This window comes from Planococcus rifietoensis (genome assembly GCF_001465795.2).
Lineage (GTDB): Bacteria > Bacillota > Bacilli > Bacillales_A > Planococcaceae > Planococcus > Planococcus rifietoensis.
Genome location: NZ_CP013659.2, coordinates 2,720,442 through 2,742,215, shown reverse-complemented (window position 1 = coordinate 2,742,215; position 21,774 = coordinate 2,720,442). Strand labels below are relative to the sequence as shown.

Annotated in this window: 21 protein-coding genes; 12 read left to right on the top strand and 9 right to left on the bottom strand. The window is 48.0% G+C overall.

The window, feature by feature from the left end; all coding sequences use genetic code 11:
* Positions 1–92 precede the first annotated feature (92 nt).
* A complete protein-coding gene (locus AUC31_RS13555) occupies positions 93–737 on the top strand; it encodes a LytTR family DNA-binding domain-containing protein (RefSeq protein WP_058382680.1) in 645 nt (214 codons plus the stop codon).
* Positions 738–984: 247 nt separating this feature from the next.
* Positions 985–2,499 carry a succinyl-CoA:acetate CoA-transferase ScpC gene (locus AUC31_RS13550; protein WP_058382681.1) on the top strand — a complete coding sequence of 505 codons (1,515 nt, stop codon included), beginning with the start codon at positions 985–987 and terminating at the stop codon, positions 2,497–2,499.
* A 741-nt stretch (positions 2,500–3,240) separates the two neighbouring features.
* Here the strand turns inward: AUC31_RS13550 and AUC31_RS13545 are convergent.
* A complete protein-coding gene (locus AUC31_RS13545) occupies positions 3,241–3,708 on the bottom strand; it encodes a VOC family protein (protein WP_058382682.1) in 468 nt (155 codons plus the stop codon).
* 165 nt (positions 3,709–3,873) lie between these two features.
* On the opposite strand from AUC31_RS13545, the gene rlmN reads away from it, so the two are divergent.
* Positions 3,874–4,947: a dual-specificity RNA methyltransferase RlmN gene (gene rlmN / locus AUC31_RS13540; protein WP_058382683.1), complete on the top strand. Its 1,074-nt coding sequence runs from the start codon at positions 3,874–3,876 to the stop codon at positions 4,945–4,947.
* 96 nt (positions 4,948–5,043) lie between these two features.
* Here the strand turns inward: rlmN and AUC31_RS13535 are convergent, their stop codons facing one another.
* The 3 genes from AUC31_RS13535 to AUC31_RS13525 form a co-directional block, all read right to left on the bottom strand.
* Positions 5,044–5,856: a carbohydrate ABC transporter permease gene (locus tag AUC31_RS13535; RefSeq protein ID WP_058383772.1), complete on the bottom strand. Its 813-nt coding sequence runs from the start codon at positions 5,854–5,856 to the stop codon at positions 5,044–5,046.
* Positions 5,857–5,954: 98 nt separating this feature from the next.
* Positions 5,955–6,869 (bottom strand): carbohydrate ABC transporter permease, encoded by a 915-nt coding sequence (locus tag AUC31_RS13530; protein WP_058382684.1) that lies wholly within the window; start codon positions 6,867–6,869, stop codon positions 5,955–5,957.
* 12 nt (positions 6,870–6,881) lie between these two features.
* Complete coding sequence (locus AUC31_RS13525) at positions 6,882–8,207, bottom strand: ABC transporter substrate-binding protein (RefSeq protein WP_058382685.1); 1,326 nt, start codon at positions 8,205–8,207, stop codon at positions 6,882–6,884.
* Between the two features lie 231 nt (positions 8,208–8,438).
* Here AUC31_RS13525 and AUC31_RS13520 point away from each other — a divergent pair, with 231 nt between their 5' ends.
* The gene (locus tag AUC31_RS13520) at positions 8,439–9,563 is read left to right on the top strand and encodes an ABC transporter ATP-binding protein (RefSeq protein ID WP_058382686.1); all 1,125 of its coding nucleotides are present in this window, start codon (positions 8,439–8,441) and stop codon (positions 9,561–9,563) included.
* Between the two features lie 481 nt (positions 9,564–10,044).
* Positions 10,045–10,803, top strand: coding sequence for a YkuS family protein (locus AUC31_RS13515; RefSeq protein WP_058382687.1), 759 nt, complete (start codon positions 10,045–10,047; stop codon positions 10,801–10,803).
* Between the two features lie 41 nt (positions 10,804–10,844).
* Here AUC31_RS13515 and AUC31_RS13510 read toward each other — a convergent pair whose 3' ends face one another.
* Positions 10,845–12,122, bottom strand: a complete 1,278-nt coding sequence (locus AUC31_RS13510) for an MFS transporter (RefSeq protein ID WP_058382688.1) — start codon at positions 12,120–12,122, stop codon at positions 10,845–10,847.
* 173 nt (positions 12,123–12,295) lie between these two features.
* Between AUC31_RS13510 and AUC31_RS13505 the strand changes: the two genes are divergently transcribed.
* Positions 12,296–13,060, top strand: coding sequence for an exodeoxyribonuclease III (locus AUC31_RS13505; RefSeq protein WP_058382689.1), 765 nt, complete (start codon positions 12,296–12,298; stop codon positions 13,058–13,060).
* 105 nt (positions 13,061–13,165) lie between these two features.
* Here the strand turns inward: AUC31_RS13505 and AUC31_RS13500 are convergent, their stop codons facing one another.
* The gene (locus AUC31_RS13500; RefSeq protein ID WP_237150618.1) at positions 13,166–14,317 is read right to left on the bottom strand and encodes a CDP-glycerol glycerophosphotransferase family protein; all 1,152 of its coding nucleotides are present in this window, start codon (positions 14,315–14,317) and stop codon (positions 13,166–13,168) included.
* 257 nt (positions 14,318–14,574) lie between these two features.
* Here AUC31_RS13500 and AUC31_RS13495 point away from each other — a divergent pair, with 257 nt between their 5' ends.
* Positions 14,575–16,203, top strand: a complete 1,629-nt coding sequence (locus AUC31_RS13495) for a catalase (protein WP_058382691.1) — start codon at positions 14,575–14,577, stop codon at positions 16,201–16,203.
* A gap of 38 nt (positions 16,204–16,241) precedes the next feature.
* Here AUC31_RS13495 and AUC31_RS13490 read toward each other — a convergent pair whose 3' ends face one another.
* From AUC31_RS13490 to AUC31_RS13480, 3 genes are read right to left on the bottom strand one after another with little or no spacing between them, the layout of a single operon-like run.
* Positions 16,242–16,931 (bottom strand): P-II family nitrogen regulator, encoded by a 690-nt coding sequence (locus tag AUC31_RS13490; protein ID WP_058382692.1) that lies wholly within the window; start codon positions 16,929–16,931, stop codon positions 16,242–16,244.
* Positions 16,915–17,658 (bottom strand): DUF1538 domain-containing protein, encoded by a 744-nt coding sequence (locus AUC31_RS13485; RefSeq protein ID WP_058382693.1) that lies wholly within the window; start codon positions 17,656–17,658, stop codon positions 16,915–16,917. Before AUC31_RS13485 ends, AUC31_RS13490 begins: the two co-directional genes overlap by 17 nt.
* Positions 17,655–18,350 carry a DUF1538 domain-containing protein gene (locus AUC31_RS13480; RefSeq protein WP_058382694.1) on the bottom strand — a complete coding sequence of 232 codons (696 nt, stop codon included), beginning with the start codon at positions 18,348–18,350 and terminating at the stop codon, positions 17,655–17,657. The genes AUC31_RS13485 and AUC31_RS13480 overlap by 4 nt, the downstream gene beginning before the upstream one ends.
* Positions 18,351–18,464: 114 nt before the next feature.
* Between AUC31_RS13480 and AUC31_RS13475 the strand changes: the two genes are divergently transcribed.
* From AUC31_RS13475 to AUC31_RS13455, 5 genes are all read left to right on the top strand, one after another.
* Positions 18,465–19,094 carry a pentapeptide repeat-containing protein gene (locus tag AUC31_RS13475; RefSeq protein ID WP_058382695.1) on the top strand — a complete coding sequence of 210 codons (630 nt, stop codon included), beginning with the start codon at positions 18,465–18,467 and terminating at the stop codon, positions 19,092–19,094.
* 181 nt (positions 19,095–19,275) lie between these two features.
* Positions 19,276–19,629, top strand: a complete 354-nt coding sequence (locus tag AUC31_RS13470) for a helix-turn-helix domain-containing protein (protein ID WP_058382696.1) — start codon at positions 19,276–19,278, stop codon at positions 19,627–19,629.
* Positions 19,630–19,786: 157 nt separating this feature from the next.
* Entirely contained in the window at positions 19,787–20,287 is a 501-nt protein-coding gene (locus AUC31_RS13465; RefSeq protein WP_058382697.1) for a hypothetical protein, read from the top strand.
* Positions 20,288–20,355: 68 nt separating this feature from the next.
* On the top strand, positions 20,356–21,141 hold the full coding sequence (locus tag AUC31_RS13460; RefSeq protein ID WP_058382698.1) for an SDR family oxidoreductase: 786 nt from the start codon (positions 20,356–20,358) through the stop codon (positions 21,139–21,141).
* 18 nt (positions 21,142–21,159) lie between these two features.
* Positions 21,160–21,645, top strand: coding sequence for a DUF4334 domain-containing protein (locus AUC31_RS13455; RefSeq protein ID WP_058382699.1), 486 nt, complete (start codon positions 21,160–21,162; stop codon positions 21,643–21,645).
* The last annotated feature ends 129 nt before the right edge of the window (positions 21,646–21,774 follow it).

The following is a 21,774-nucleotide window of genomic DNA, read 5'->3' as shown; positions in this document are numbered from 1 at the left end:
AAACTTAAGCGGCGGCCTTGAGCCTAACTTTTCTGTTCATGCAAAGTCAGGTATACTAATACCACTTGAATGTTACTGGAGGCACGTGCGCGATGGAAAAAATTACACCCGGCCCGCTATTGGATGTGATGGGGGAGCTATTCTCCGATGAAGTCTCGATAGCGGTCTCTAATATGGAAGAATATACTTATTATCGCCCGAGCAAACGCATTGATTTGAAGATCAAGGCAGGGGATAAAGTGCGTGAAGGCACCATCGCCCATAAAGCGCTGACAACCGGCCAAAAAGCGTCGGAATTCATCAACCGCGAAGTGTTCGGAGTGCCGTATCACGGCATGGCGGTGCCATTTGAAGAAGATGGCGCACTCGCGGGCTGTGTCATGGCGATCTATCCGGCTTATACAGAAGGGAAATCGGTCGTGACGGTGAAAAGCCCTGATGGCTGGAAGCCGATTCCATTCACCGATGTGCGCTACCTTGAAGTGAAGGACCGAAAAACCCATGTCCACGCTGCAGATTTTTCCGGAACGAATAAAAACTCCTTGCAGGAATTCGAATATTTGCTGCCGAGAGATTCATTCATCCGCTGCCACCGGTCGTTTATTGTCAACGTCCACCATATTGAAGAAATTCATCCCGATACCCATTCCACATTCGTGCTAGCAATGGATAATGGAGACCGTTTGCCCGTCAGCCAATCGTATTCCAGCTATTTTCGTAAATTACTCGGCTTCTGAGAACGCATGAAAATGCTGCCTCGGACAGCCGATTTTCTGTTTGACCCAAGGTATGCACTCTTCCATTCGGATATTCCCTTTTTCGCTTCTTCACCAGTTAATATTAGCTAATAATCAGACAAATAGATTGGGTGTCTTGCATCCTGTCTTCTTTATTGGAAGAACAAATATGCTACCCGTTAATATGAAAACGCTTCAAAAAATAACATATATTAGATAAAACTTACAGAAAGAGAGTGTGGATGGAATGGAAAAGAAACTTGAGCGAATCAAAGCGGCAGAATTGCAGGACCGGGTTGTTACAGCGCAGGAAGCGGCAGCGTGGATTCAAGATGGCATGACACTCGGACTTAGCGGATTTACAAGAGCGGGAGATGTGAAAGCGGTTCCTTACGCGCTGGTTGAACGTGCTGAAACGGAAAGCTTCAAAGTCAATGTCTTTACCGGTGCCTCCCTCGGGTCCGATATCGACCGATTGTTCGCAGAAGCGGGCATCGTCAACAAGCGTTTACCGTTCCAAGCAGAACCGGCGATGCGCAAAGCGATCAATGCCGGCGATATGTATTTCGTGGATCATCATTTGTCCCATACAGCGGAATGGATTCGTTCAGGGGTCATCGAGCCAATCGACTTCGCGATCGTCGAAGCTTTGTCGATCACAGAAGACGGCATGATCATCCCGACGACTTCTGTCGGCAACTCATCCGTTTTCGTCAAACACGCGAAAAACATCATCGTGGAAATCAATGCGGCCCAGCCTGAACTGTTTGAAGGCATCCATGATATTTACGACACCGGCAAACAAGGCGAGCGCGACCCGATCCCGTTGACTTCCGTGGACCAGCGCATCGGAACAAAAGGCATCCCGGTCGACATGGAGCGCGTGCGCGGCATCGTCTTTACGCATCAGGAAGATTCCCCGTCGAACATCGTAGCGCCGGATGAAGACACGAAAATCATGGCTGACCATCTGCTGAACTTTTTCCGCAGTGAAATTGCAGCCGGCCGTTTGACAGAAAAACTGGCTCCGCTTCAATCCGGCATCGGCTCTGTCGCCAATGCCGTGCTTCACGGCATGATCGATTCGGAATTCAAAAACCTGGAAGTCTATTCGGAAGTGCTCCAAGACGCAGTCTTCGATTTGATAGATGCCGGCAAAGTGGATTTCGCTTCTTGCTGTTCAATTACATTGTCTGAGCCGAAAATGAAGCAAGTGTTTAGCGAGTTCGACCAATACCGCGACAAGATCATCATGCGCCCGCAGGAAATCTCGAACCATCCCGAAATCGTGCGCCGGCTCGGCTTGATCTCAATCAATACAGCGCTTGAATTCGATATGTACGGAAACGTCAACTCGACGCATGTCTCCGGTACGAAAATGATGAACGGCATCGGAGGTTCAGGAGACTTTGCCCGCAACGCGCGCCTCGCTATCTTCGTCACGAAATCAACCGCAAAAGACGGCAAGATTTCGAGTGTAGTGCCATTCGCATCACATGTCGACCATACCGAGCACGATGTCGATGTAGTCGTCACCGAGCAAGGCTATGCCGACCTTCGCGGACTGGCGCCGCGCCAGCGCGTGGAAGTCATCATCGAAAACTGCGTCCACCCGGACTACCGCCCGCAAATGCGCGAGTATTACGAAGAAGCGCTGACACGCGGAGGCCAGACGCCGCACGTCTTAGAGAAAGCTTTCTCATGGCACGAATCATTAGCCAAAAACGGCACGATGCTCGTGAAAAAAGAGCAATTGGTCTAAACAAATAAAACCGGACAGCCACATAGGCTGTCCGGTTTTCAGGCCGTCGAGAAACTCAGGAAACCGTATTTTCCGAAGCTTATCGCTCGCTTTCCGTGGGGCGGGAATCGAGCCTCCTCGTCACTAAAAACGTTGCTCAACTCTCACTACGTTCGAGCATCGCAAATGAATGTGCTCAGCACAGCTTCGCTCATTCATTGCCTGGCGGGGTCTCTCAAACCCGCTAGTCCCACAGGAAAGATAAGGTCGACCTAAGGGAGACATTATCTTTGCGAAGTAATGCGCAGCATTATTGAGCAGAAGGTTTTAAGAGCAAACGCTTCTCCAAATACTCAGATAGCACATTGATTTTTGAATGTAGAAATGGTGATTTCCTTTTTCATTCATAGCAGATTATAGACTTCTTCAACACTCTGAAAACCGGACAGCCACCTAGGCTGTCCGGTTTTAAATTGACTTTAATATCTTCAAAATGATATTTCATAAGTTTCTTGAATGAATGTAACTTGAGAAATTGGTTGGGTTATTTCCGATAATCTGTTTGTTAAATGCTCCAGCGGTATTTGCTGATGGGAATGTAGCCGGCGACTCCAGCGGGAGCAGTGACGGAGCAACGCGACGGAGCGACATGAGCCGAAGACCCTGCAGGAGCGTTAGCGACGAAGCGGCTGAGGCCATGCCCGCGGAAAGCGTCCGGCGCAATGGACATCAGCTTTTTTTAACAAGTATTCTCTTTTCTGTTCAACGATTGCCATACATTTCTGATGTGTTGCGTGAATACAATTCAATGATGTTGCCGAACGGATCTTCAGTATAGACGAGATAATGCGGTTTGCCTTTATTGATGTTCCACATTTTGCTGCGTTGGCGCCCGCCGTGCTGGACGACGCGTTCAATCGTTTCGACGATGTCATCGACTACCAAGGCAATATGGAAAAATCCTGCACGCCGCGGCGGCTCTTCAGAAAAAGAAGGGTCCTGAAATTCGAATAATTCGATGCCGAAGCCGTCGGAAGACATAAGATGGACATTGCGCATTTTGCGGATTTCCGGGCCTTGCAGATCGTTCGTCATGGATTCTGGCCCTTCCGTATCGGCATCAAAATCAAATGGCCCCGCCAAAATATGAAAATCGAATACTTTTCGGTACCATGTAATTGCCTTGTCTAAATCGGGGACCGCCAGCCCCACATGCGTAATTGCTGCCATGATGATTCTCCTCCTTTTTGCTGTATTGATTCTGTACCCTTCTCCGTCAGGGAATATGCAGAAATACAGCAGGTGTCAAAGGAATTAGTGGAAAATAGTTGTTGCCAGACTGGATTTTTAGTATTATAATAAGCAATTGTGAAATTCTGAAATGAGGGTCCTAATATGAAAAATTCCATCTATGGATTGACGATAGAACAATTGAAAGATTGGTTTGTAGAAAATGGCCAAAAGAAATACCGCGCGGAACAAGTGTGGGATTGGCTTTACATTAAACGTGTCACTGAATTCTCGGAGATGAAGAACTTATCGAAGGATTGCATCGAGCTTTTGGAAAACAGTTTTGCGATCCGTACATTGGACCAGGCAGTCAAGCAAGAATCGTCTGATGGCACCATTAAATTCCTTTTCCGTTTGCAAGATGGCAACTTGATCGAAACAGTTCTTATGCGCTTTAAATACGGCAACTCGGTCTGTGTAACGACACAAGTCGGCTGCAACATCGGCTGCAGTTTCTGCGCAAGTGGCCTATTGAAGAAGAGCCGTGACTTGAACGCGGGTGAAATCGTCGAGCAGATTATGCAAGTGCAGGCGCATTTCGATGCGGAACAAAAAGAAGAGCGCGTCAGCCACATCGTCGTTATGGGCATCGGCGAACCGTTCGACAACTACACAAACTTGATGGACTTCCTCCACGTTGTGAACTCCCAAAAAGGGTTGGCAATCGGAGCGCGCCACATCACGGTTTCCACAAGCGGCATCGTGCCGAAGATTTACGATTATGCGGATGAAGGCTTGCAAGTCAACTTGGCGATTTCTATCCACGCCCCGACGAACGAATTGCGTTCACGCATCATGAAGATCAACAAAGCTTATCCGGTTGAAAAATTGATGGACTCCATCGATTATTACTTGGAAAAATCGAACCGCCGCATCACGTTCGAATACATCATGCTGCGTGACGTCAACGACCATGTCGAAGAAGCGAACAAGCTGGCGAAATTGCTTGAAAACAAGCGTCACTTATCTTACGTCAACTTGATTCCTTACAACTCGGTTGATGAGCACGACCAATACCAGCAAAGCACGCCTGAAGCCATCAGTGCATTCTATGATGCATTGAAGAAAAAAGGCATCAATTGCGGTGTCCGCCACGAACAAGGCGCAGACATCGATGCTGCTTGCGGACAGCTACGCAGCAAGCAGATCAAAAAAGAGAAAAAACCGGCAACGGTCTAATAGCACGATAGGCAGGAAGCTCCCGAATTTTTCGGGGGCTTTTTGTTTTTAGGCGCAACGATAAAAAGCTTGCAACCAGTGGCTGCAAGCTTTTTATTATTTTCCGCCAGACTGTAAATTGATGCCTTGAATAAAATACTTCTGGAAAAAGAAGAAAATGATAATGACTGGCAGCAAGACGAGCAATGAGCCGGCCATCAGGTAGTTCCATTGGGTATTGAGCTGCCCTTTAAAGACCTGCAAGCCGATTTGCAAGGTATACAGGTTCTCGTCGTTCAAATAGAGCAGCGGGCCAAGAAAGTCGTTCCAAGCACCGTTGAATGAAAAAATAGCAACAGTGGCGATTGCCGGCTTGGTGAGCGGCAAGCCAATCTTGCGCCAAATATAAAAATGGCTGGCGCCTTCCATCTTCGCTGCTTCAATCAATTCATTCGGAATCGTCATGTAGAATTGCCGCAATAGGAAGATGTTGAACGCGCTGCCGAAAAAGGCCGGCACGATCAAAGGATAATAGGTGTTCACCCAGCCGAGCTTGGCGAACAAGACGTACTGCGGAATCAAGGTAACGAATCCCGGGATCATCATCGTCGCCAGCACAATCGCAAACAGCACATTGCGCCCACGGAACGGAATTTTGGCAAAACCATATGCGATAAACGAGTTCGACAAGACATTGCCAATAACGACCAAGGTGGTGATGACGAGCGTATTGATCGTGTACTGGGTAAACGGTGCCGCTTCCCAGGTCCGGATGTAATTGGACCAATTCCAGGATTCCGGAAAGAAAGTGGGCGGGAATGACATCACTTCAGCCATTGTCTTCAGGGAAGTCGAGAACATCCACCATAAGGGCGATAAAATCATCAAGCTTCCTGCTGCAAGCAACACGAAATTAATGAGTTTCAGCATTTTTTTCCGGTTGCCATGATGCTCGAAATAGCTTGGATTTTTGATATCCTTCGTGGTGCCTGCTTCTTCGATGTAGCGGGTATCTTCTTGACGGGAGGTCATCGATTATCGCCTCCCTCGTAATGGACCCAGCGCGGAGCGAGCTTCAAGTTGATCATAGTCAGGATAAATACGATGATGAACAGAATCCAGGACATGGCCATTGCGTAGCCCATATTGAAGTTCTCAAAGGCCTGGCGCCACATATATAGGTTATAGAACAACAAGGAATTCGCCGGGCCGCCTTCGCCGTTGCTCGACATGACGTAAGCTTCCTGGAAAATCTGGAAGCCACCGATCAGGCTGGTCACCACATCGAAGAAAATGACCGGTGTGATCATCGGCAAGGTGATATGGAAAAACTGGCGGAATGTATTGGCGCCATCGATTTCCGCCGCTTCATACAAAGTCTTGGAAACGCCTTGCATGCTGGCGAGATACAAGAGCATCGCACCGCCGACACTCCACAGCTTCATGAAGATTAAAGAAGGTTTGGTCCACTCGGGATCGAATAGCCAGTTGGGCCCGTCGATGCCGAACCATCCGAGTATTAAATTGATCATTCCCGTGCCTGGATCGAGCAATTGCATCCACAATAGGTAAACGCCGACCCCCGACAGCACCGCAGGCAAATAGTACAGTGTGCGGAATACGCGGATGCCCGGAACGTCCTGGTTCAGGAGTGCCGACAGGAAAATCGCGCCCATTGTCGTCAATGGGACGGAAAATAGCACATAGTACAAAGTGTTCCAAAGGGATGTCCAAAACAAACCGTCTTCGGTGAAGAGCCCTTGATAGTTTTCAGCTCCGACAAAGTCCATCTGGGTTGTAATGTTGTAATCGGTAAAACTTGCGAACAGTGAAAAGAGCAGGGGACCTGCCGTAAAAGCAAGAAACCCGATGATCCACGGCATGACGAAAATATAACCGTACATCGTTTCTTTCCGCCGCATAGCCGACTTTGTTTTAGCCAAGCGAAGCCCTCCTTACTCGCGTGTATTTTTTTCGATCAATGATTCGACGTCTGCCTGTGCTTCTTCAAGCGCTTGTTTTGGCGTTTTCGAACCAAGGAATACTTCATCGATTTTCGGATTGACGCTGCCCATGAAGTCAGGGGCAGATACCGGCACCGGTGTAAGGAGAGTATCGCTCATATATTCAGTTGCCATGCTGTAGACCATGGTGCCATCTTCCGTAAATTCTTCGGACTGTGCTGCGTTTTCAGCGGCTTCGATATTGGCGACGCTGTCGAAGTTCTGGACCGCCCAATATTCTTGGGCTTCAGCGCCCGTCAAGTATTTGATGAATTCATAAGAAGCTTCAGGGTTCGAAGCGCCGGCTGGAATCTCGGCGACAAATCCGCCGCCCCAGCTCGTAGGGCCGTTGCCTGGTTCCATTTCCGGCAATTTTGCGACACCGAAGTTCAAGTCATCTGCATAATCGCGAATTTGTGTGTAGAAAGTTGGTGCGCTAACGTACATGCCGAGGCTGCCGTTGAAGAACGGATTGCCTTGCTGGCTGTCAATTTGAGCTTTATAGGAATTAATGACATCGTCGCCGTATTTATCTTTCCAGCCTTTCAGCCATTCGAGCGTTTCAAGATTGGTTTCGGTGTCGATCAAGACGTCATTTTCTTCATTGATGAAGTTGTGGCCATTGGCATTCAGCATCCAGACGTCGTAATTGATGCCCCATAATGGATAAAACCCGATGCGTTCGTAGTCATCGCCGTTTTTTACGTCGAGCTTTGCTGCATATTCTTCAAGTTCCGCCCAAGTAGTTGGGGGCTGTTCAGGGTCTAGCCCAGCCTCTTCAAACGCATCTTTGTTGTAAAACAGCACCCGCGTATCGGTGTTGAACGGTATGCCGTAAGAATCGCCTTCGTAAAGTGTGGCATCCCATAGTTCCGGATAGAACTGGCCTGAAATATCGTCTTCTGATAAGAACTCAGCCAGGTTCATCGCCTGGTTCTGTTCTCCTCGGAGAGCGGTCGTGTTGATGTCATTGATGACTACATCAGGCGGGTCGCCAGCTGCAATCGCTGCGAGTTCTTTCGTCCAAATGTCTCCCCAAGGAAGGTAAGTATGCTGAACTTCGATTTCATCCTGGGATTCGTTGAAATCGGTAATGATTTTTTCGATGACGGGACGGCGGATTTCGGAGCCCCAGAAGGTCCAGAAATCGAGAACGACTTTACCATCTTCGTTTTCCGTAGAGCTATCGTTGCCATTGCCGGTTTGAAATCCCGCGCATCCTGTAAGAAATAATGAGGAGGCTAAAAAGGCAGCGGATACGGTGTACATTTTTTTCATGATATTCCTCTCCTTATGTGTGAATATCTTCGAAAACCATAAATTTTGCCAGGCGAAGTAAATGGTCAGAAAGATGTTAAGGAGCTCGCTATTCATGTCTCTATTAGTACAGAATATTCCAGCTTCATTAGCAACGAGTATACAGTAGAGGATTGCACTTGCCAAATATATATTTGTAATTTACTGCATATTCTCTATAATAGAAGAAAAAGTATTAGAGGAGACTGGGACATGGCAGAAATTAAGATCGATCAATTAGGCAAAAGGTATGATAAAGGGGCGCTGGCCGTCAGCGATTTCAATTTACATATAAAAGATGAAGAGTTCATCGTTTTTGTCGGTCCTTCGGGGTGTGGGAAATCGACAACATTGAGAATGATCGCAGGGTTGGAAGAAATCTCGGAAGGCGAATTCTTCATTGATGGAAAACGCATGAATGATGTCGAGCCAAAAGAACGCGACATCGCCATGGTATTTCAAAACTACGCCTTGTATCCACATATGACAGTCTATGAAAATATGGCGTTCGGCTTAAAGCTGAGAAAGTTCAAAAAGGCGGAAATCAAGCAACGCGTAGACGAAGCTGCTGCGATCCTCGGATTGGAAGACTACCTAAACAGAAAACCGAAAGCGCTCTCAGGCGGTCAGCGTCAACGTGTGGCCCTTGGACGCGCCATTGTCCGCGATGCCAAAGTATTCCTGATGGATGAGCCCTTGTCGAACTTGGACGCGAAATTGCGCGTACAGATGCGCGCAGAAATCTCCAAATTGCATAACCGCCTGAAAACGACAACGATCTACGTCACTCATGACCAAACGGAAGCGATGACGATGGCTTCCCGCATCGTTGTCATGAAAGATGGCTTGATCCAGCAAGTGGGTACGCCGAAAGAAGTCTATGATTTCCCAGAAAATCGCTTTGTTGGCGGCTTCATCGGTTCACCGGCGATGAACTTCTTCGAAGGCAAACTGGTTGATGGCACTTTCGCTGTAGGAAGTAAAAAGATGTCGATTCCTGCAAAGCTATTGGATGTGTTGAAAGGGGAAGGCTATGACAATAAGCCCGTCACGCTCGGCATCCGCCCAGAACATATCCACGTCAACAACGAAGACCTGTCGAAAATTCCGGCCAGTGAATTCGATGCGACGATCACGGTATCCGAACTGACAGGCGCTGAGACAATCCTTCACGCTGTCTACGAGGACCAGGAATTCATCGCCCGCGTCGATGCGGCCACAACGATCGAAGCAGGTCACCAAGCAACACTCGCTTTCGACATGGCGCACGTCCATTTCTTCGATGCAGAAACCGGGACACGCATCAAAGCTGTAGAACGCGCAGCAGTAACCGTATAAAATCCATCGGCCCCGACCGGCTAAAATATGCCGGGCCGGGGTTTTTGTATGCAATCGATCAGCATGAGAATGAATAACAAGCCACTGCTTGTAACTGTTTCAATTGACCACATTCACAAAGTTTCACCATCTGTCCCAATGCAGGGAAGCGATTCCCCCATCTGCAGATGAATAATCGAGAAGTGAAACCACGGATACTCATATATCTCTAAGAAATCTTAAAGCCGACCAACGCCAAGGGTGAGCCGATGCCATAAGACGGGCGTTCTTCCTGACTTATGGCAAGAGGCCAATCCAAAGCAGGGCGGCGATTCCCTATTTAATGCTAAAATTTTTCATTATGAATAAGTGTATTCACAAAGCTATTCAAAGCGTGAAAATTTGAAAAAAATGGAGGAGTTCGCAAAGGATAAGTTTAGAGCCGTGGATTAGGGGAAAACAACTTAACATAGAGTTTTCATAAAAAAGGAGTGGACACAGAATGGTAAAAATTGCAGTTGAACATCCATTTACATCCGTACGCGATGCGTTAGTACAAAAAGGGTATCGTGCAGAAATGCTTGAAAAGAAAACAGATGCACCCGATTACGACGTAGTGGTCGTCCGTGACCAGGAAGATTTGACGGATTTCCACATGAGCGTTTCATTAGTTGAAGCAAGAGGGCGCACATTGTTTGAAATCGTAGAGGAAGTCGAAGAGCGTCTCGTGCGCCAAGGCAAAATCCAGTCGCCTGCACCAATGGCACAGGAATACGGTTCTGAATCAGGCGGAGGCGGCGGAAGCTTTGTTGCCGGCGCTGTGACAGGTGCTTTGATCGGTGCCGCAGCCGGACTTTTGCTTGCGCCTAAGAGCGGCAAGGAATTACAGGAACAAGTGAAAGCGAAAACTTCGGATTCCAGTGAAAAAGTGAACACTTCCATCGAGCAGGCGAAAGTGAAAGCTGACGAACTGAAAGCGAAGCGCGAAGAGAAAAAAGAAGAAAAAGAAGTGAAGAAACAAGAGAAAGCAATTGAAAAAGAAGTGAAGCAGCAAGAAAAAGCTGAAGAAAAAGAAGAGAAAAAAGAAGAAAAAGCCCAAAAAGAGCATGACAAGGCTGAAAAGAAAGTAGAAAAAGAAATCAAGAAAGCTGAGAAAGATGCCGGCGGCGTGGATGTTGTAGAATTTGGTGAATCATCACTCGGCAAAAACTCAGACGGCGAGATCAAAGTCGAGCCAACTGACGCGAAAAAGAATAATTAATCATGAATAAAGGCCTCCCGCTGTTGCGGGAGGCCTTTTTGTTATTCAGCTGCTACTTCATCAACAGGGTCATGAGGCGTGGGTTCCGGGACGAAGATAAGAACGACCAGGCCAATGATGAAAAGCACGACCAAACTCAAAACCCCTAAACTGGAGTTGCCGGTGATCTGGGAAGTGATGCCGACAAGCAAAGGCCCCGTAATCGCGGCAAACTTGCCGAAAATATTGTAGAAGCCGAAAAACTCATTGGCATTTTGCTTAGGCACCAGCTTGCCGAAATAAGAGCGGCTCAATGCTTGGATGCCGCCTTGGCTAGTGGCAACCAGCATCGCAAGAATCCAGAAATCCATGATAGTTTCGATGAAGACTGCGTAGACACAGACGATAATATAGACACAGATGCCGACATACAGCATTTTCTTTCCAGTAAAGCGATCGGCGAGCTTGCCGTAGAGAATTGCAAAAGGTGCAGCCACGACTTGAGTGGCAAACAAGACGATCAACAAACTGGTTGCACTCAATCCAAGGTCGGTTCCGTAGGCAGTGGATAAGGAAATGATTGTGCCGACGCCGTCGATATAGAAAAAGTACGCAATCAGGAACAGAAACAAAGCGCGGTATTGCCGGATTTCCCGGATGGTCTTACTGAGCCGGCGGAAGCTTTGGACGACGGGACTTGCTTCACGTTTGATGAAATGCTTTTGTTTTACATGGCGGAATAAAGGAATCGAGAACAGGATCCACCAAGCGGCGGTGATCAAAAAGGCAAGCCGGCTGGCGTTCGTGACAGATAGCGGAAGGATTTCGTTTTGGGCGAGCAAAATGATCAAGATGGCGAGCGCAAACGGAATGGTCGAACCGATATAGCCGAGCCCATAGCCGAATGCAGACACGCGGTTCATGCGTTTTTCAGTTGTGACATCGACAATGAAAGCATCATAGAACAGATTCGCGCCGGTCGCACCAAGCGCAGCGAACACATAACAGATCAAGAGCCAGAGCCACTGGCCTTCCGGGACAAAAGCGAGCATCGCCGTCGAAACTGTACCCAGAACGAAAAACACGGTGAAAAACTTCTTTTTCATTCCTTCATAATCGGCAATGGTGCCGAGCAACGGGCCGAGCATTGCCAAAATAAACGTGAAGATAGCGATCGTGTAGCTTAAATAAGCAGTGGAATCTGCCAGTCCTACGCCGGCGTCTGTTGCGGCTGCTTTATAGAAAAGCGGAAACACTGCGGTGGTGATGATAATGGAATAAGCGGAGCTGCCCCAATCGTATAACGCCCAGCTTTTTTCCGGTTTCGTGAACTTCGCCATAGCCGAAGGCCTCCTTTTTTATTAAGTCTATTGTACAAGACAGACTCTAAAAAAAGACAGTTTTGACTGAATATTTGCTGAAATTTTACAAGATAAAAAAAGACAATCAACCCTCTGCATTTGAGGCAAAGCCTTTATTCCGCTACACTGATGACAGAAAGTGAGTGAGTGGCATGAAGTTGATATCATGGAATGTAAATGGCCTGCGGGCCGTGATGAAAAAAGGGTTTATGGATTTCTTCGAGACAGTGGAAGCTGATATTTTGTGCGTTCAGGAGATCAAATTGCAGGAAGGCCAGATTGACTTGGAGCTTCCGGGTTATCATACATATTGGAATTATGCACAGAAGAAAGGCTATTCAGGCACAGCGATTTTCACCAAACAGCGCCCACTGAATGTCCATTATGGGGTCGGCCTCGAGGAGCACGATTCAGAAGGCAGGCTGATCACATTGGAGTTCCCTGAATTTTATTTGGTCAATAGCTATACGCCGAACTCCCAGCATGGGTTGCTTCGCCTCTCGTACCGGCTATTATGGGAAGACAAGCTGCTTTCGTATATCCAGCAATTGGACCTCGAAAAGCCTGTTATTTTATGCGGAGACCTGAACGTGGCGCATCAGGAAATCGATTTGAAAAACCCGAAAGCCAATAAAAAGAATTCGGGCTTCACGCCAGAAGAACGCGGAAAGATCAGTGATTTTCTCGACAGCGGTTTTGTGGACACATTCCGCCATTTCCATCCGGATGAAGGCGGCCATTATTCATGGTGGTCGTATCGTTCGAATTGCCGTGAGAAGAATGTCGGCTGGCGCATCGATTACTTCATTGCTTCCAACCGTCTCGTCGACAAACTGAAGAGTGCGTCGATCCACAAAAATGTACACGGCTCAGATCATTGCCCTGTGGAGCTGCAACTGAGCAATTTACCGTCTTAAAGGCTTATTCATTCTATTCATTTGGTAAACTGAAAAAACGGCAAGCCTGAACGATCTCAGGTTTGCCGTTTTTTTTGTCTCATAATAGAGTTCCACGTGAAACATTTAAACGTTCATGACACGTTGTGCCAGTCGTTTGCAGTTGTCCTGGTCGAAATAGTCGATGTATTCATTAGCTTTTCCGTACCATTCGTTGTGCGTAATATTGTTGTCCACCATATAAGTGAGCGTGTTGTAGACATCTTCTACTGTCGGGGATCTATATCCATATAAATCTTTATCGAGGTCGAGGTAGGAACCGCGTTTTTCCGTATACTCCTGTTGGTCGAACATAAAGAAGATGATCGGTTTGTTCAAATACAGGAAGTCCCAGGAAACGCTAGTGATGTCCGTCAGAAGCATATCGTTTTCTTCGATTGAACGCTCAATGGATGCGTGGTTGAAATCCAGGAATTCGATGCCGTAATCCTGGTCGGCAAGCGAAAAGAAGTGCTCTTCAAATCGCTTCATGAACGGATGCAAGGCGATTTGTAGACGGATGCCATTAGACTTCAGGAGATTTCGTATTCCTTCGTGCTCCAATAAGCCGATCGTGCTGCGGAAGTAATTGCTTTCGAGAAATTCTTCCCTTGAGAGGTCAAACAGCCATTCACGCCAAGTCATCATCATGAGGATGCGCTTCATTTCTTTTGGTGGCTGCTGGTTTGGCAAATAGCGGTCAAAACGGGGGAATCCGGTGATGATGAGTTTTTCTTCAGGGATTTTCCATTTGTCGCGTTTCAACTCGTATTCATAGCGCGAGGCACAGTTGAAGTAATCAGTCCGCTTGAGGAGTGGAACATCCTCTTTTTGGATGAGGATTTTCTTGAAGCCTTCGATGCCGTGGCTGACATGCGTAATAACCGTCCGGCGATTCAAATTCAAGAATTTATCGGCGGATGGCACGATGTCATAAAGCAAGGAATGCCCATGAAACGTGTAATCGGCGCGGAAAAACAGCAAGTAATTACGGAAGCTGCCAAGCGCTACGGCATTTGGGATACGACCGTTCTTCGCATAGTCGGTCGCCGGGTCATACATCCAATAAGCCGTGACTTGTTCTGCATGGTTATTCACCACATATTTATGAAATACGGAAGCATTGTCTTCGTATTTTTCTCCGAGGTTTCCTCCCACCAGGGCGATTTTCGGACCTTTTGCATTTCGGTAAAACCGAGAGAGAATATAGGCCACTGATACTTTCAAAAAAACTTTCAAAGGGTCCCATCTCCCTTTTTCTTTCAAGGTAACGCTCATTTCCAGCCCTGCTTTCTGTTAGTCGATTCCATTCTAGTTTTCCATATCCAGCGGGATTTGTCTATTCCAAGGGAGGCGGGTTTAATTTTCAAATGATAAAGGGCACTTCTTGCAAAGGATGAGTCTGCGTCGAAGGGATGATTTGGCAGAAAATAGGTTTATTTAAAAGCGGGTGTGGGAAGAGGGAAATGATGGCATTAAAATGAAGGAGGATTCTCATGAAGGACCATAATGAAGAGCTTAAGAACAAAATGTCTGAAGGCGAAAACGAGGAAACCTTGACGAATCGCCAAGGGCATCCGGTAAAAGACAACCAGAATTTGCGAACTGTCGGAAATCGCGGGCCGGCTACTCTTGAAAACTATAACTTCATCGAAAAAATCTCTCATTTTGACCGTGAAGAAATACCGGAACGCATCGTTCATGCACGTGGTGCTGGAGCATTCGGTTATTTCGAGACTTATGGAACAGTCGGCGACGAGCCGGTTGAAAAATATACGCGCGCCAAAGTATTTTCGGGCAAAGGCAAACAGACGCCATTGCTTGTGCGCTTTTCTACAGTAGCAGGATCCCGCCACTCTCCGGAAACAGCCCGAGACCCACGCGGTTTTGCTGTGAAAATGTATACAGAAGACGGCAACTGGGACCTCGTCGGGAATAACTTGAAAATTTTCTTTATCCGTGATGCGATGAAATTCCCGGATATGATCCACGCCTTTAAAAATGACCCGGTCTCCAATGTGCCGGATCCGGAGCGGATGTTCGACTTTGTCGCCCGTTCCCCGGAAGCGACCCATATGATCACGTTCCTGTTCTCCCCTTGGGGCATTCCAGCAACCTACCGACACATGCAGGGCTCTGGGGTCAATACCTATAAATGGGTCAATGACAAAGGAGAGGCAGTCCTTGTGAAATATCATTGGGAGCCAAAACAAGGCATCCGCAATTTGACTCAGGCAGAAGCCGATGAAATCCAGGCGAAAAACGTTGGGCATGCAACGGAAGATCTTTACGATTCGATTGAAAACGGCGACTATCCGGAATGGGAGTTGTTCGTGCAGATCATGAGCGACGACGAACATGCGGAACTCGACTTTGACCCGCTGGATGACACGAAATTATGGCCGATGGATAAATTCCCATTCCTGCCAGTCGGGAAAATGGTCTTGAACCGCAATCCTGAAAACTACCATGCGGAAATTGAGCAGGCAGCATTCGGAACAGGCGTCCTTGTCGACGGCATGGATTTCTCCGATGATAAAATGTTGATTGGCCGTACGTTCTCGTATTCCGACACACAGCGTTACCGCATCGGGGCAAACTATTTGAAACTGCCGGTCAACGCGCCGAGAAAACGTGTAGCGACCAATCAATACGGAGGGGCAATGGATGTGCCGCGCGGCGAAAACGCGAAAAATCCGCACATCAATTATGAACCGTCTGTACTTGGCGGGTTCAAGGAAGCCGACCGCCCGGATACTCCGGATCATGAGCCGGAATACCAAGGCAAATTGACGAAGGCACCGATCGACCGGACAAATAACTACGGCCAGGCCGGTGAAACCTATCGCAGTTTCGAGGATTGGGAGCGAGAAGAATTGATCAATAATCTCGGCGATGCGCTATCAGCATGCGATCCGCGCATCCAAGAGGAAATGGTGCATCACTTCACGCAGGCCGATGAAGACTATGGCCGCCGCGTCCGTGAGAATATCGATATGAAAGTGAAGGAAATGAACGAAATGAAAGACAGTGACAACGCCGAACCGAAGCTTTACGGCAAGCCGGCAGCGAGCAAAGTAGCTCAAGCTGCCAGCGCTAAAGGGCACGGAGCAGAACGTTATTAAATAGAAAAACCGGTGAGTCCAGGACTCACCGGTTTTTCTTATGGATTCAACGAGGAATGATTGACGCCGAACACGTTTTCCACGTCGATCAAAAATGCGATGCCTTTTCCTGGGGCGTCGAGGTCGACGGCTTGTTCGATGCTCGCGACCACTTTTTCCGCGAATGCAGAAGGCACCAATGTCAGCACGACATCTTTTTCCGGGTCGATCGTAAAGTTCATGAACTTTTTCTGCTCATTGACCCCGGTGCCGCGCCCTTCTAAAATCGTTCCGCCTTCAGCACCGGCTCTTGCGGCTGCCTTGACAACTTGCCCGGAATCTCCGGAATTGACGATGGTTACAATCAATTGAAAATCTTTCGGTTCTGGCATCTTTTCCACTCCTCGCTTCTTTTTGCGGTCGTCTTCGCGTTCGGTGAGATGGGGGACCCCCAGCAACTTGCTGAGGTGGACAGTAAAGCCGAGGCCATAACCTGACTTGCCTAATTTTCCGGCATGGCTGATGGCTTCTGCGACGGCAAATTCGATTTCGCCGTCAACAGCGATAAAGACGACATCTTTTTCGTGTGTAGCGGGAAGCCCGAGAAAAGTGGGCTTTTCGTTTCTCCCGATTCCTTCCGCATACAGCACTGTCGCGCCGTCCGCACCGGCTTCTTTCGCCGCTGCGATGACGTCCCTTGAAGCGCCGCGTTTTACGATGGCAATCATCAGTCTATGATTCAGATTCATGGTTTTGATTCCCTGCCTTTCGGTTAAAGAGTAAGCCGACAACGAGTACGGAAATGATCGGCGTCAATGCCACGAGTGCAATCATCCCGAAGCCATCGACAAGCGGATCCCGCCCTTCGGTGACAGAGGCAATGCCGACTGCCACAGAGACGATGAACGTGACGGTCATCGGCCCGGTAGCCACGCCGCCTGAGTCAAAAGCGATGGCGATGAATGTGCGTGTAGAGAAAAAGATCAGGAAAAGGGCGATAAGATAGCCCGGCAGGATAAAATACCAGATCGACCAGCCCGTCAAAATCCGCAGCATCGACAAAGCGATAGATAAACCGACACCTGTCGACAAGGTATAAAGCATGACTTGCGAGGAAATATATCCGCCCGTTTCGCGGTCGACTTCCTCATTCATGATGCGGACGGCTGGTTCGGCAAAAGTCGCCACAAAGCCAAGCACGAATCCGATCGGGATAATCGCCCAGCGGTATTGCCAATCGCCAAGTTCCGCTCCCATCAATTCACCAAAGGGCATGAAGCCGATATGGACGCCTTGCAGGAAAAAGGCCAATCCAAAAAACGTCAAAACGAATCCGAGTCCGGTTTGCAGCACGCGTTCTTTCGGCAACTTAAGCATGAATAATTGAAATACGCTGAAGAACACCACAAGCGGGAGAAGCGCTGCGCTGACTTCGATCAGCACTTCCCCGAAACCTTGGAAAATATGCAAGTTCACCGGTACAGCACCCCCAGGAGCATGACAGCGATAATGGGGCCGATCGAAGCCAGCCCAATCAAGCCGAAGCCTTCGCCGCTGCTGGGCTTATCGGATCGCAAGACGGAGGCGACGCCGATGCCCAGTGCCAAGATGAAAGGAACTGCCATCGGGCCGGTCGTGACCCCGCCGGCATCGAAGGAAATCGGGATGAATGCTTCAGGAACAAAAAAGGAAAGCAGGAAGACGAAAGTATATCCACCAATCAACATATAATGGATCGGGATGCTGAACAGCGTCCGAACCATCGCTAAGCTGACGAAAATTGCCAAGCCGACCGACACGGATAAGATCAGGACGTTTCTTGAAATATCGCCTCCTGAAACGTCCTCGATCTGATTGGCCAACACGCGGACATCCGGTTCGGCAATCGTGACCGCGAGCCCGAGCACCAGGCCTGTCCCGATGATCAGCCAAGGCTTGCGGGTCAAAGGCAGCTTCTTGCCGATCAATTCACCGATCGGGAGCAGCCCTGCGTTGACCCCCAGCAGGAACAGAAAAAAGCCGGTCCCGACAAAAACGACCCCGATCAAAAACTGCAGCAGTGCTTCAAGCGGCAGGCGGATAACCAGCACTTGAAGCAAGATGACGACAATCGTGACAGGAAGAATGGCAGAGGCGACTTCTTTGAACGTACTTTTGACATTTTCCATGCAGCATCTCCTTTACGACGGATTTGGCTTGATGCAACTCGCGCGGCGTATGGGACAGGGGGCTCTATAATCGGTAAGATGAAATAGAATATATGCGAACCAGGAGGGCTGATGATGAAAAAGAACAAGAAAACTGAGCCGATGCTTCCATCCGAACTAGAAACTTTTTCTTTTATTGAAGCATTAGATGATGAATATGTCCATGACTGCCGGATTGTTTCCGAGGAATTGGCGGCAGGAAAAATCCATTTTGACCGGGTGCTGTTTGAAAATGTCCGATTTTTGGATGGCGAATGGGAACGCAGCGAGTTTGCGGATGTGGTGTTCATCAATTGTGATTTATCGAATGCGGATATGAGCCGTGCGGTATTCCACCGGGTGAAGTTTGAAAATTGCCGGTTGCTCGGGACGGATTTTACAGAAAGTACGATCCGCTATACGCATTTTAAAGAATGCCGCATCGATTACTCAGTTTTTGGGTTTTCCCATATAAGCGATGTGAGGTTTGAGGAAAGCGTTCTGCGGCAAGCGGATTTCTATGAAGTCGATTTGAAAAATGCGCAGTTTCTGGACAGTGATTTAAACGAAGCCAACTTCACGGGAACTTCTCTCAAAAGCACCGATTTCAGTTCAAGCCGCTTTGAAGAGCTGCAATTGACTCCGGAATTGCTGGCGGGGTGCAAAGTATCTACTGATCAAGCCTTGCTGTTTGCCCGAAAGTTGGGATTAATCATCACAAAATAAACTTTTTCGGTTTTTGTATGCTTTATGGCCTGTTTGGTTTCCAATTATTGAATTAAATAGATACTGTTCACTAAATATTCAAGCTATTTTAAAAAATTATCCATAAAATGATTGCTCATTCACTTTAATTGCAGTATATTTAAAATAATTAGAAATCTATTAAAAGGAGCAGGAATCAACTATGAAGCAGTTAAGCAAAAAAATAAAAGACTTAAGAGAAGCGAGAGGCCTTTCCCCTGAAGAGCTTGCGGACCGTCTAGGCTTTGCGAAAAGTACGGTTTGGGCATATGAAAGCGGAAAGAAACAAGTATCAGTAGTGCACCTGGAACGCCTTGCCGATTTCTTTGAGATTTCTGTGGATAGCTTATTGGACCGCAATGACCGGACGATCAATGTCGATCTTCAAAATACGAATTTCCTGAACGAATATACAGTGATGCTCGATGACCAGCCATTGAATGAAGCGGAACTCGCCGAGGCGGCTTCCTTTATCCAAGTGAAGCGCCGCATGGGCAGCTACGGCTTAGCAACTTGATGTCTTCAAAGAATTGTGAGCCTGTTTTCCTGTAATAAGGGAGACAGGCTTTTTTTCGTGTGGCAAGAACCATTGATGAATTGTTTTTAACAGAATTATCTGTCAAAATAAAAAGGAGACTTAAGGAAATGGCGGTGAGGGTTTGAGAAGATACATAATGTACGAAACATACCGGCTGGGCATTCTCATCGACCATCTGAAAGCGGAGGACTTGATCAGGCAAATTGATGAATATATTGAAGAAACGCCGGTCGATCAGATTCCACATATTTTTTACGTCCTGTCGCTGGCGAGCAACCGGCGCATCATGATTGAATTGCTGACAGACTTGGCGCGGGGAGTGGACGAGGAACTGCCGGCATCGATTGTGGCCGGCATCCTCTACAAGGATCGCGAGCGCTATACAGTGGAAGAACTGTACGGGAAAATCGGGATGCTGGCTTCGTTATTATCGGATGAAGACGATGAAATTGCGGCGAGTTTCCGCGAATTGAAAGTTTCCTATGATGAATTGCAGTCCGTCTATGGGCGGCGCTTTAAACGGAAAAAAGCAAGGGAGCGCATGCTGGCCCGGAGCGAAAAAGTGTTGGAGGAAACGCTCTCTGAATACGCCCATTTTGCGGAAGAAATGGACCGCAAAGAATGGTGGCTCAATTAAACCTGTTTATTCTGTTTGCTATGGGGAAGACAAATGATAGCAACCTACAGAATCAGGAGGAGACAATAATGAGTAAAACGATTTTCATTACAGGAGCCGGAAGCGGGCTCGGTAAAGGCACAGCACTGGGCCTAGCGGCAAAAGGGCATAAAGTGATTGCGCCAGTCGAAACAGCTCCGCAGGTAACATCGCTCCGTGAAGCGGCAGCGTCTGCTGGAGTGGAACTGACGACATTTAAGATGGACATAAAAAACCCGCAGGATCTGGCACAGATGCTCGAATACGATTTTGATATCTTCGTAGCGAATGCCGCCGTCAATGAAGGCGGCGCGCTCGGTGAAGTGCCGATGGCGAACTTCCGCGAACTATTCGAAGTGAATGTATTCCAGACACTCGAAACGGCGCAAATTGCGGCACGTAAATTCGTCGAAAAAGGCCGAGGCAAGATTATCTTCCTGTCTTCTATGGCAGGCATTATGTCAACGCCTTATGTCGGCCCCTACACAGCGACAAAGCATGCCATCGAAGCGATTGCGAAAACATTGCGCAAGGAAATGGCAGAGTTCGGCGTGCAAGTGGCAACAATCAATCCGGGCGCATTCGACACAGGCTTTAATGACCGCAGTGCAGAAGCGAAGTGGAAATGGTTTGATGAGAAAATCCACTTCACGCGCCCTGAAGACATGAAAGAAGCTGAAAAAGGCTTGGAAGATCAATTCGATCCGCAGGACATGATCGACAAGATGGTCGAAATCATTCCACAGGATTCGCATAAATTCCGTACAGCTTATCCTGAAGAAACCGAACAGCAAATGAAAGAGGAAGAAGCGAAGCATTGGGAGTTAGAGATTTAAGCGGAAAGGGAGAGAGCCATGAAGCCGGAACGCCCGGTTTGGGAAATTGTGGAGCATGGCGCGCAGAATACCGGTGAAGCTTGCCGTTTGTTCGATGCGCTTGAGCCAGTCGAACCACATGAATTGCTCGGCACGTGGAAAGGGCGCGAATTGTCTTCGGGACATCCAATGGATGGGTGGCTTGAAAAATCGGGCTGGTATGGCAAGGCTTTTCACAGCGCTGAGCATGTCGATCCTTTATTGTTTAAAACTCCTTTTGGAAAACCGTTTCCACTGCATCCATTTCCGCCCGCGCTGATCGCTCAACTATTGGGCGGTGCGAGAGGTGCAGCGCGGCTGCGTAAGATGGAATGGCGCGGAAAAACGAGTGCGGTGATGATTTACGATCAATTGCCAATCCAAGATCATTTCCGCAAAGTGAATGATGACGTGCTGTTGGGCATGATGGATTGGAAAGGCATGAAGCGGCCGTATTTCTTCCTGTTGGCAAGAGTATACGCCTGAGATCATTTTCACCTGCACGATCCAAATAAAAAGGCCTTTTCAGCCACCCCGGAAAATAATCAATTTTCCAGGGTGGCTTTTCGTATGCCAAAAAAGAAATAGCCCTTCAAATATGGTAAGCTACGTTCA

Excerpts from the sequence above, each read along its gene's own strand:
- AUC31_RS13555 (WP_058382680.1), top strand. The coding sequence starts at position 93 with ATGGAAAAAATTACACCCGGCCCGCTATTGGATGTGATGGGGGAGCTA.
- AUC31_RS13550 (WP_058382681.1), top strand. The coding sequence starts at position 985 with ATGGAAAAGAAACTTGAGCGAATCAAAGCGGCAGAATTGCAGGACCGG.
- AUC31_RS13545 (WP_058382682.1), bottom strand. The coding sequence starts at position 3,708 with ATGGCAGCAATTACGCATGTGGGGCTGGCGGTCCCCGATTTAGACAAG.
- rlmN (WP_058382683.1), top strand. The coding sequence starts at position 3,874 with ATGAAAAATTCCATCTATGGATTGACGATAGAACAATTGAAAGATTGG.
- AUC31_RS13535 (WP_058383772.1), bottom strand. The coding sequence starts at position 5,856 with ATGCTGAAACTCATTAATTTCGTGTTGCTTGCAGCAGGAAGCTTGATG.
- AUC31_RS13525 (WP_058382685.1), bottom strand. The coding sequence starts at position 8,207 with ATGAAAAAAATGTACACCGTATCCGCTGCCTTTTTAGCCTCCTCATTA.
- AUC31_RS13520 (WP_058382686.1), top strand. The coding sequence starts at position 8,439 with ATGGCAGAAATTAAGATCGATCAATTAGGCAAAAGGTATGATAAAGGG.
- AUC31_RS13515 (WP_058382687.1), top strand. The coding sequence starts at position 10,045 with ATGGTAAAAATTGCAGTTGAACATCCATTTACATCCGTACGCGATGCG.
- AUC31_RS13510 (WP_058382688.1), bottom strand. The coding sequence starts at position 12,122 with ATGGCGAAGTTCACGAAACCGGAAAAAAGCTGGGCGTTATACGATTGG.
- AUC31_RS13505 (WP_058382689.1), top strand. The coding sequence starts at position 12,296 with ATGAAGTTGATATCATGGAATGTAAATGGCCTGCGGGCCGTGATGAAA.
- AUC31_RS13495 (WP_058382691.1), top strand. The coding sequence starts at position 14,575 with ATGAAGGACCATAATGAAGAGCTTAAGAACAAAATGTCTGAAGGCGAA.
- AUC31_RS13490 (WP_058382692.1), bottom strand. The coding sequence starts at position 16,931 with ATGAATCTGAATCATAGACTGATGATTGCCATCGTAAAACGCGGCGCT.
- AUC31_RS13480 (WP_058382694.1), bottom strand. The coding sequence starts at position 18,350 with ATGGAAAATGTCAAAAGTACGTTCAAAGAAGTCGCCTCTGCCATTCTT.
- AUC31_RS13475 (WP_058382695.1), top strand. The coding sequence starts at position 18,465 with ATGAAAAAGAACAAGAAAACTGAGCCGATGCTTCCATCCGAACTAGAA.
- AUC31_RS13470 (WP_058382696.1), top strand. The coding sequence starts at position 19,276 with ATGAAGCAGTTAAGCAAAAAAATAAAAGACTTAAGAGAAGCGAGAGGC.
- AUC31_RS13465 (WP_058382697.1), top strand. The coding sequence starts at position 19,787 with ATGTACGAAACATACCGGCTGGGCATTCTCATCGACCATCTGAAAGCG.
- AUC31_RS13460 (WP_058382698.1), top strand. The coding sequence starts at position 20,356 with ATGAGTAAAACGATTTTCATTACAGGAGCCGGAAGCGGGCTCGGTAAA.
- AUC31_RS13455 (WP_058382699.1), top strand. The coding sequence starts at position 21,160 with ATGAAGCCGGAACGCCCGGTTTGGGAAATTGTGGAGCATGGCGCGCAG.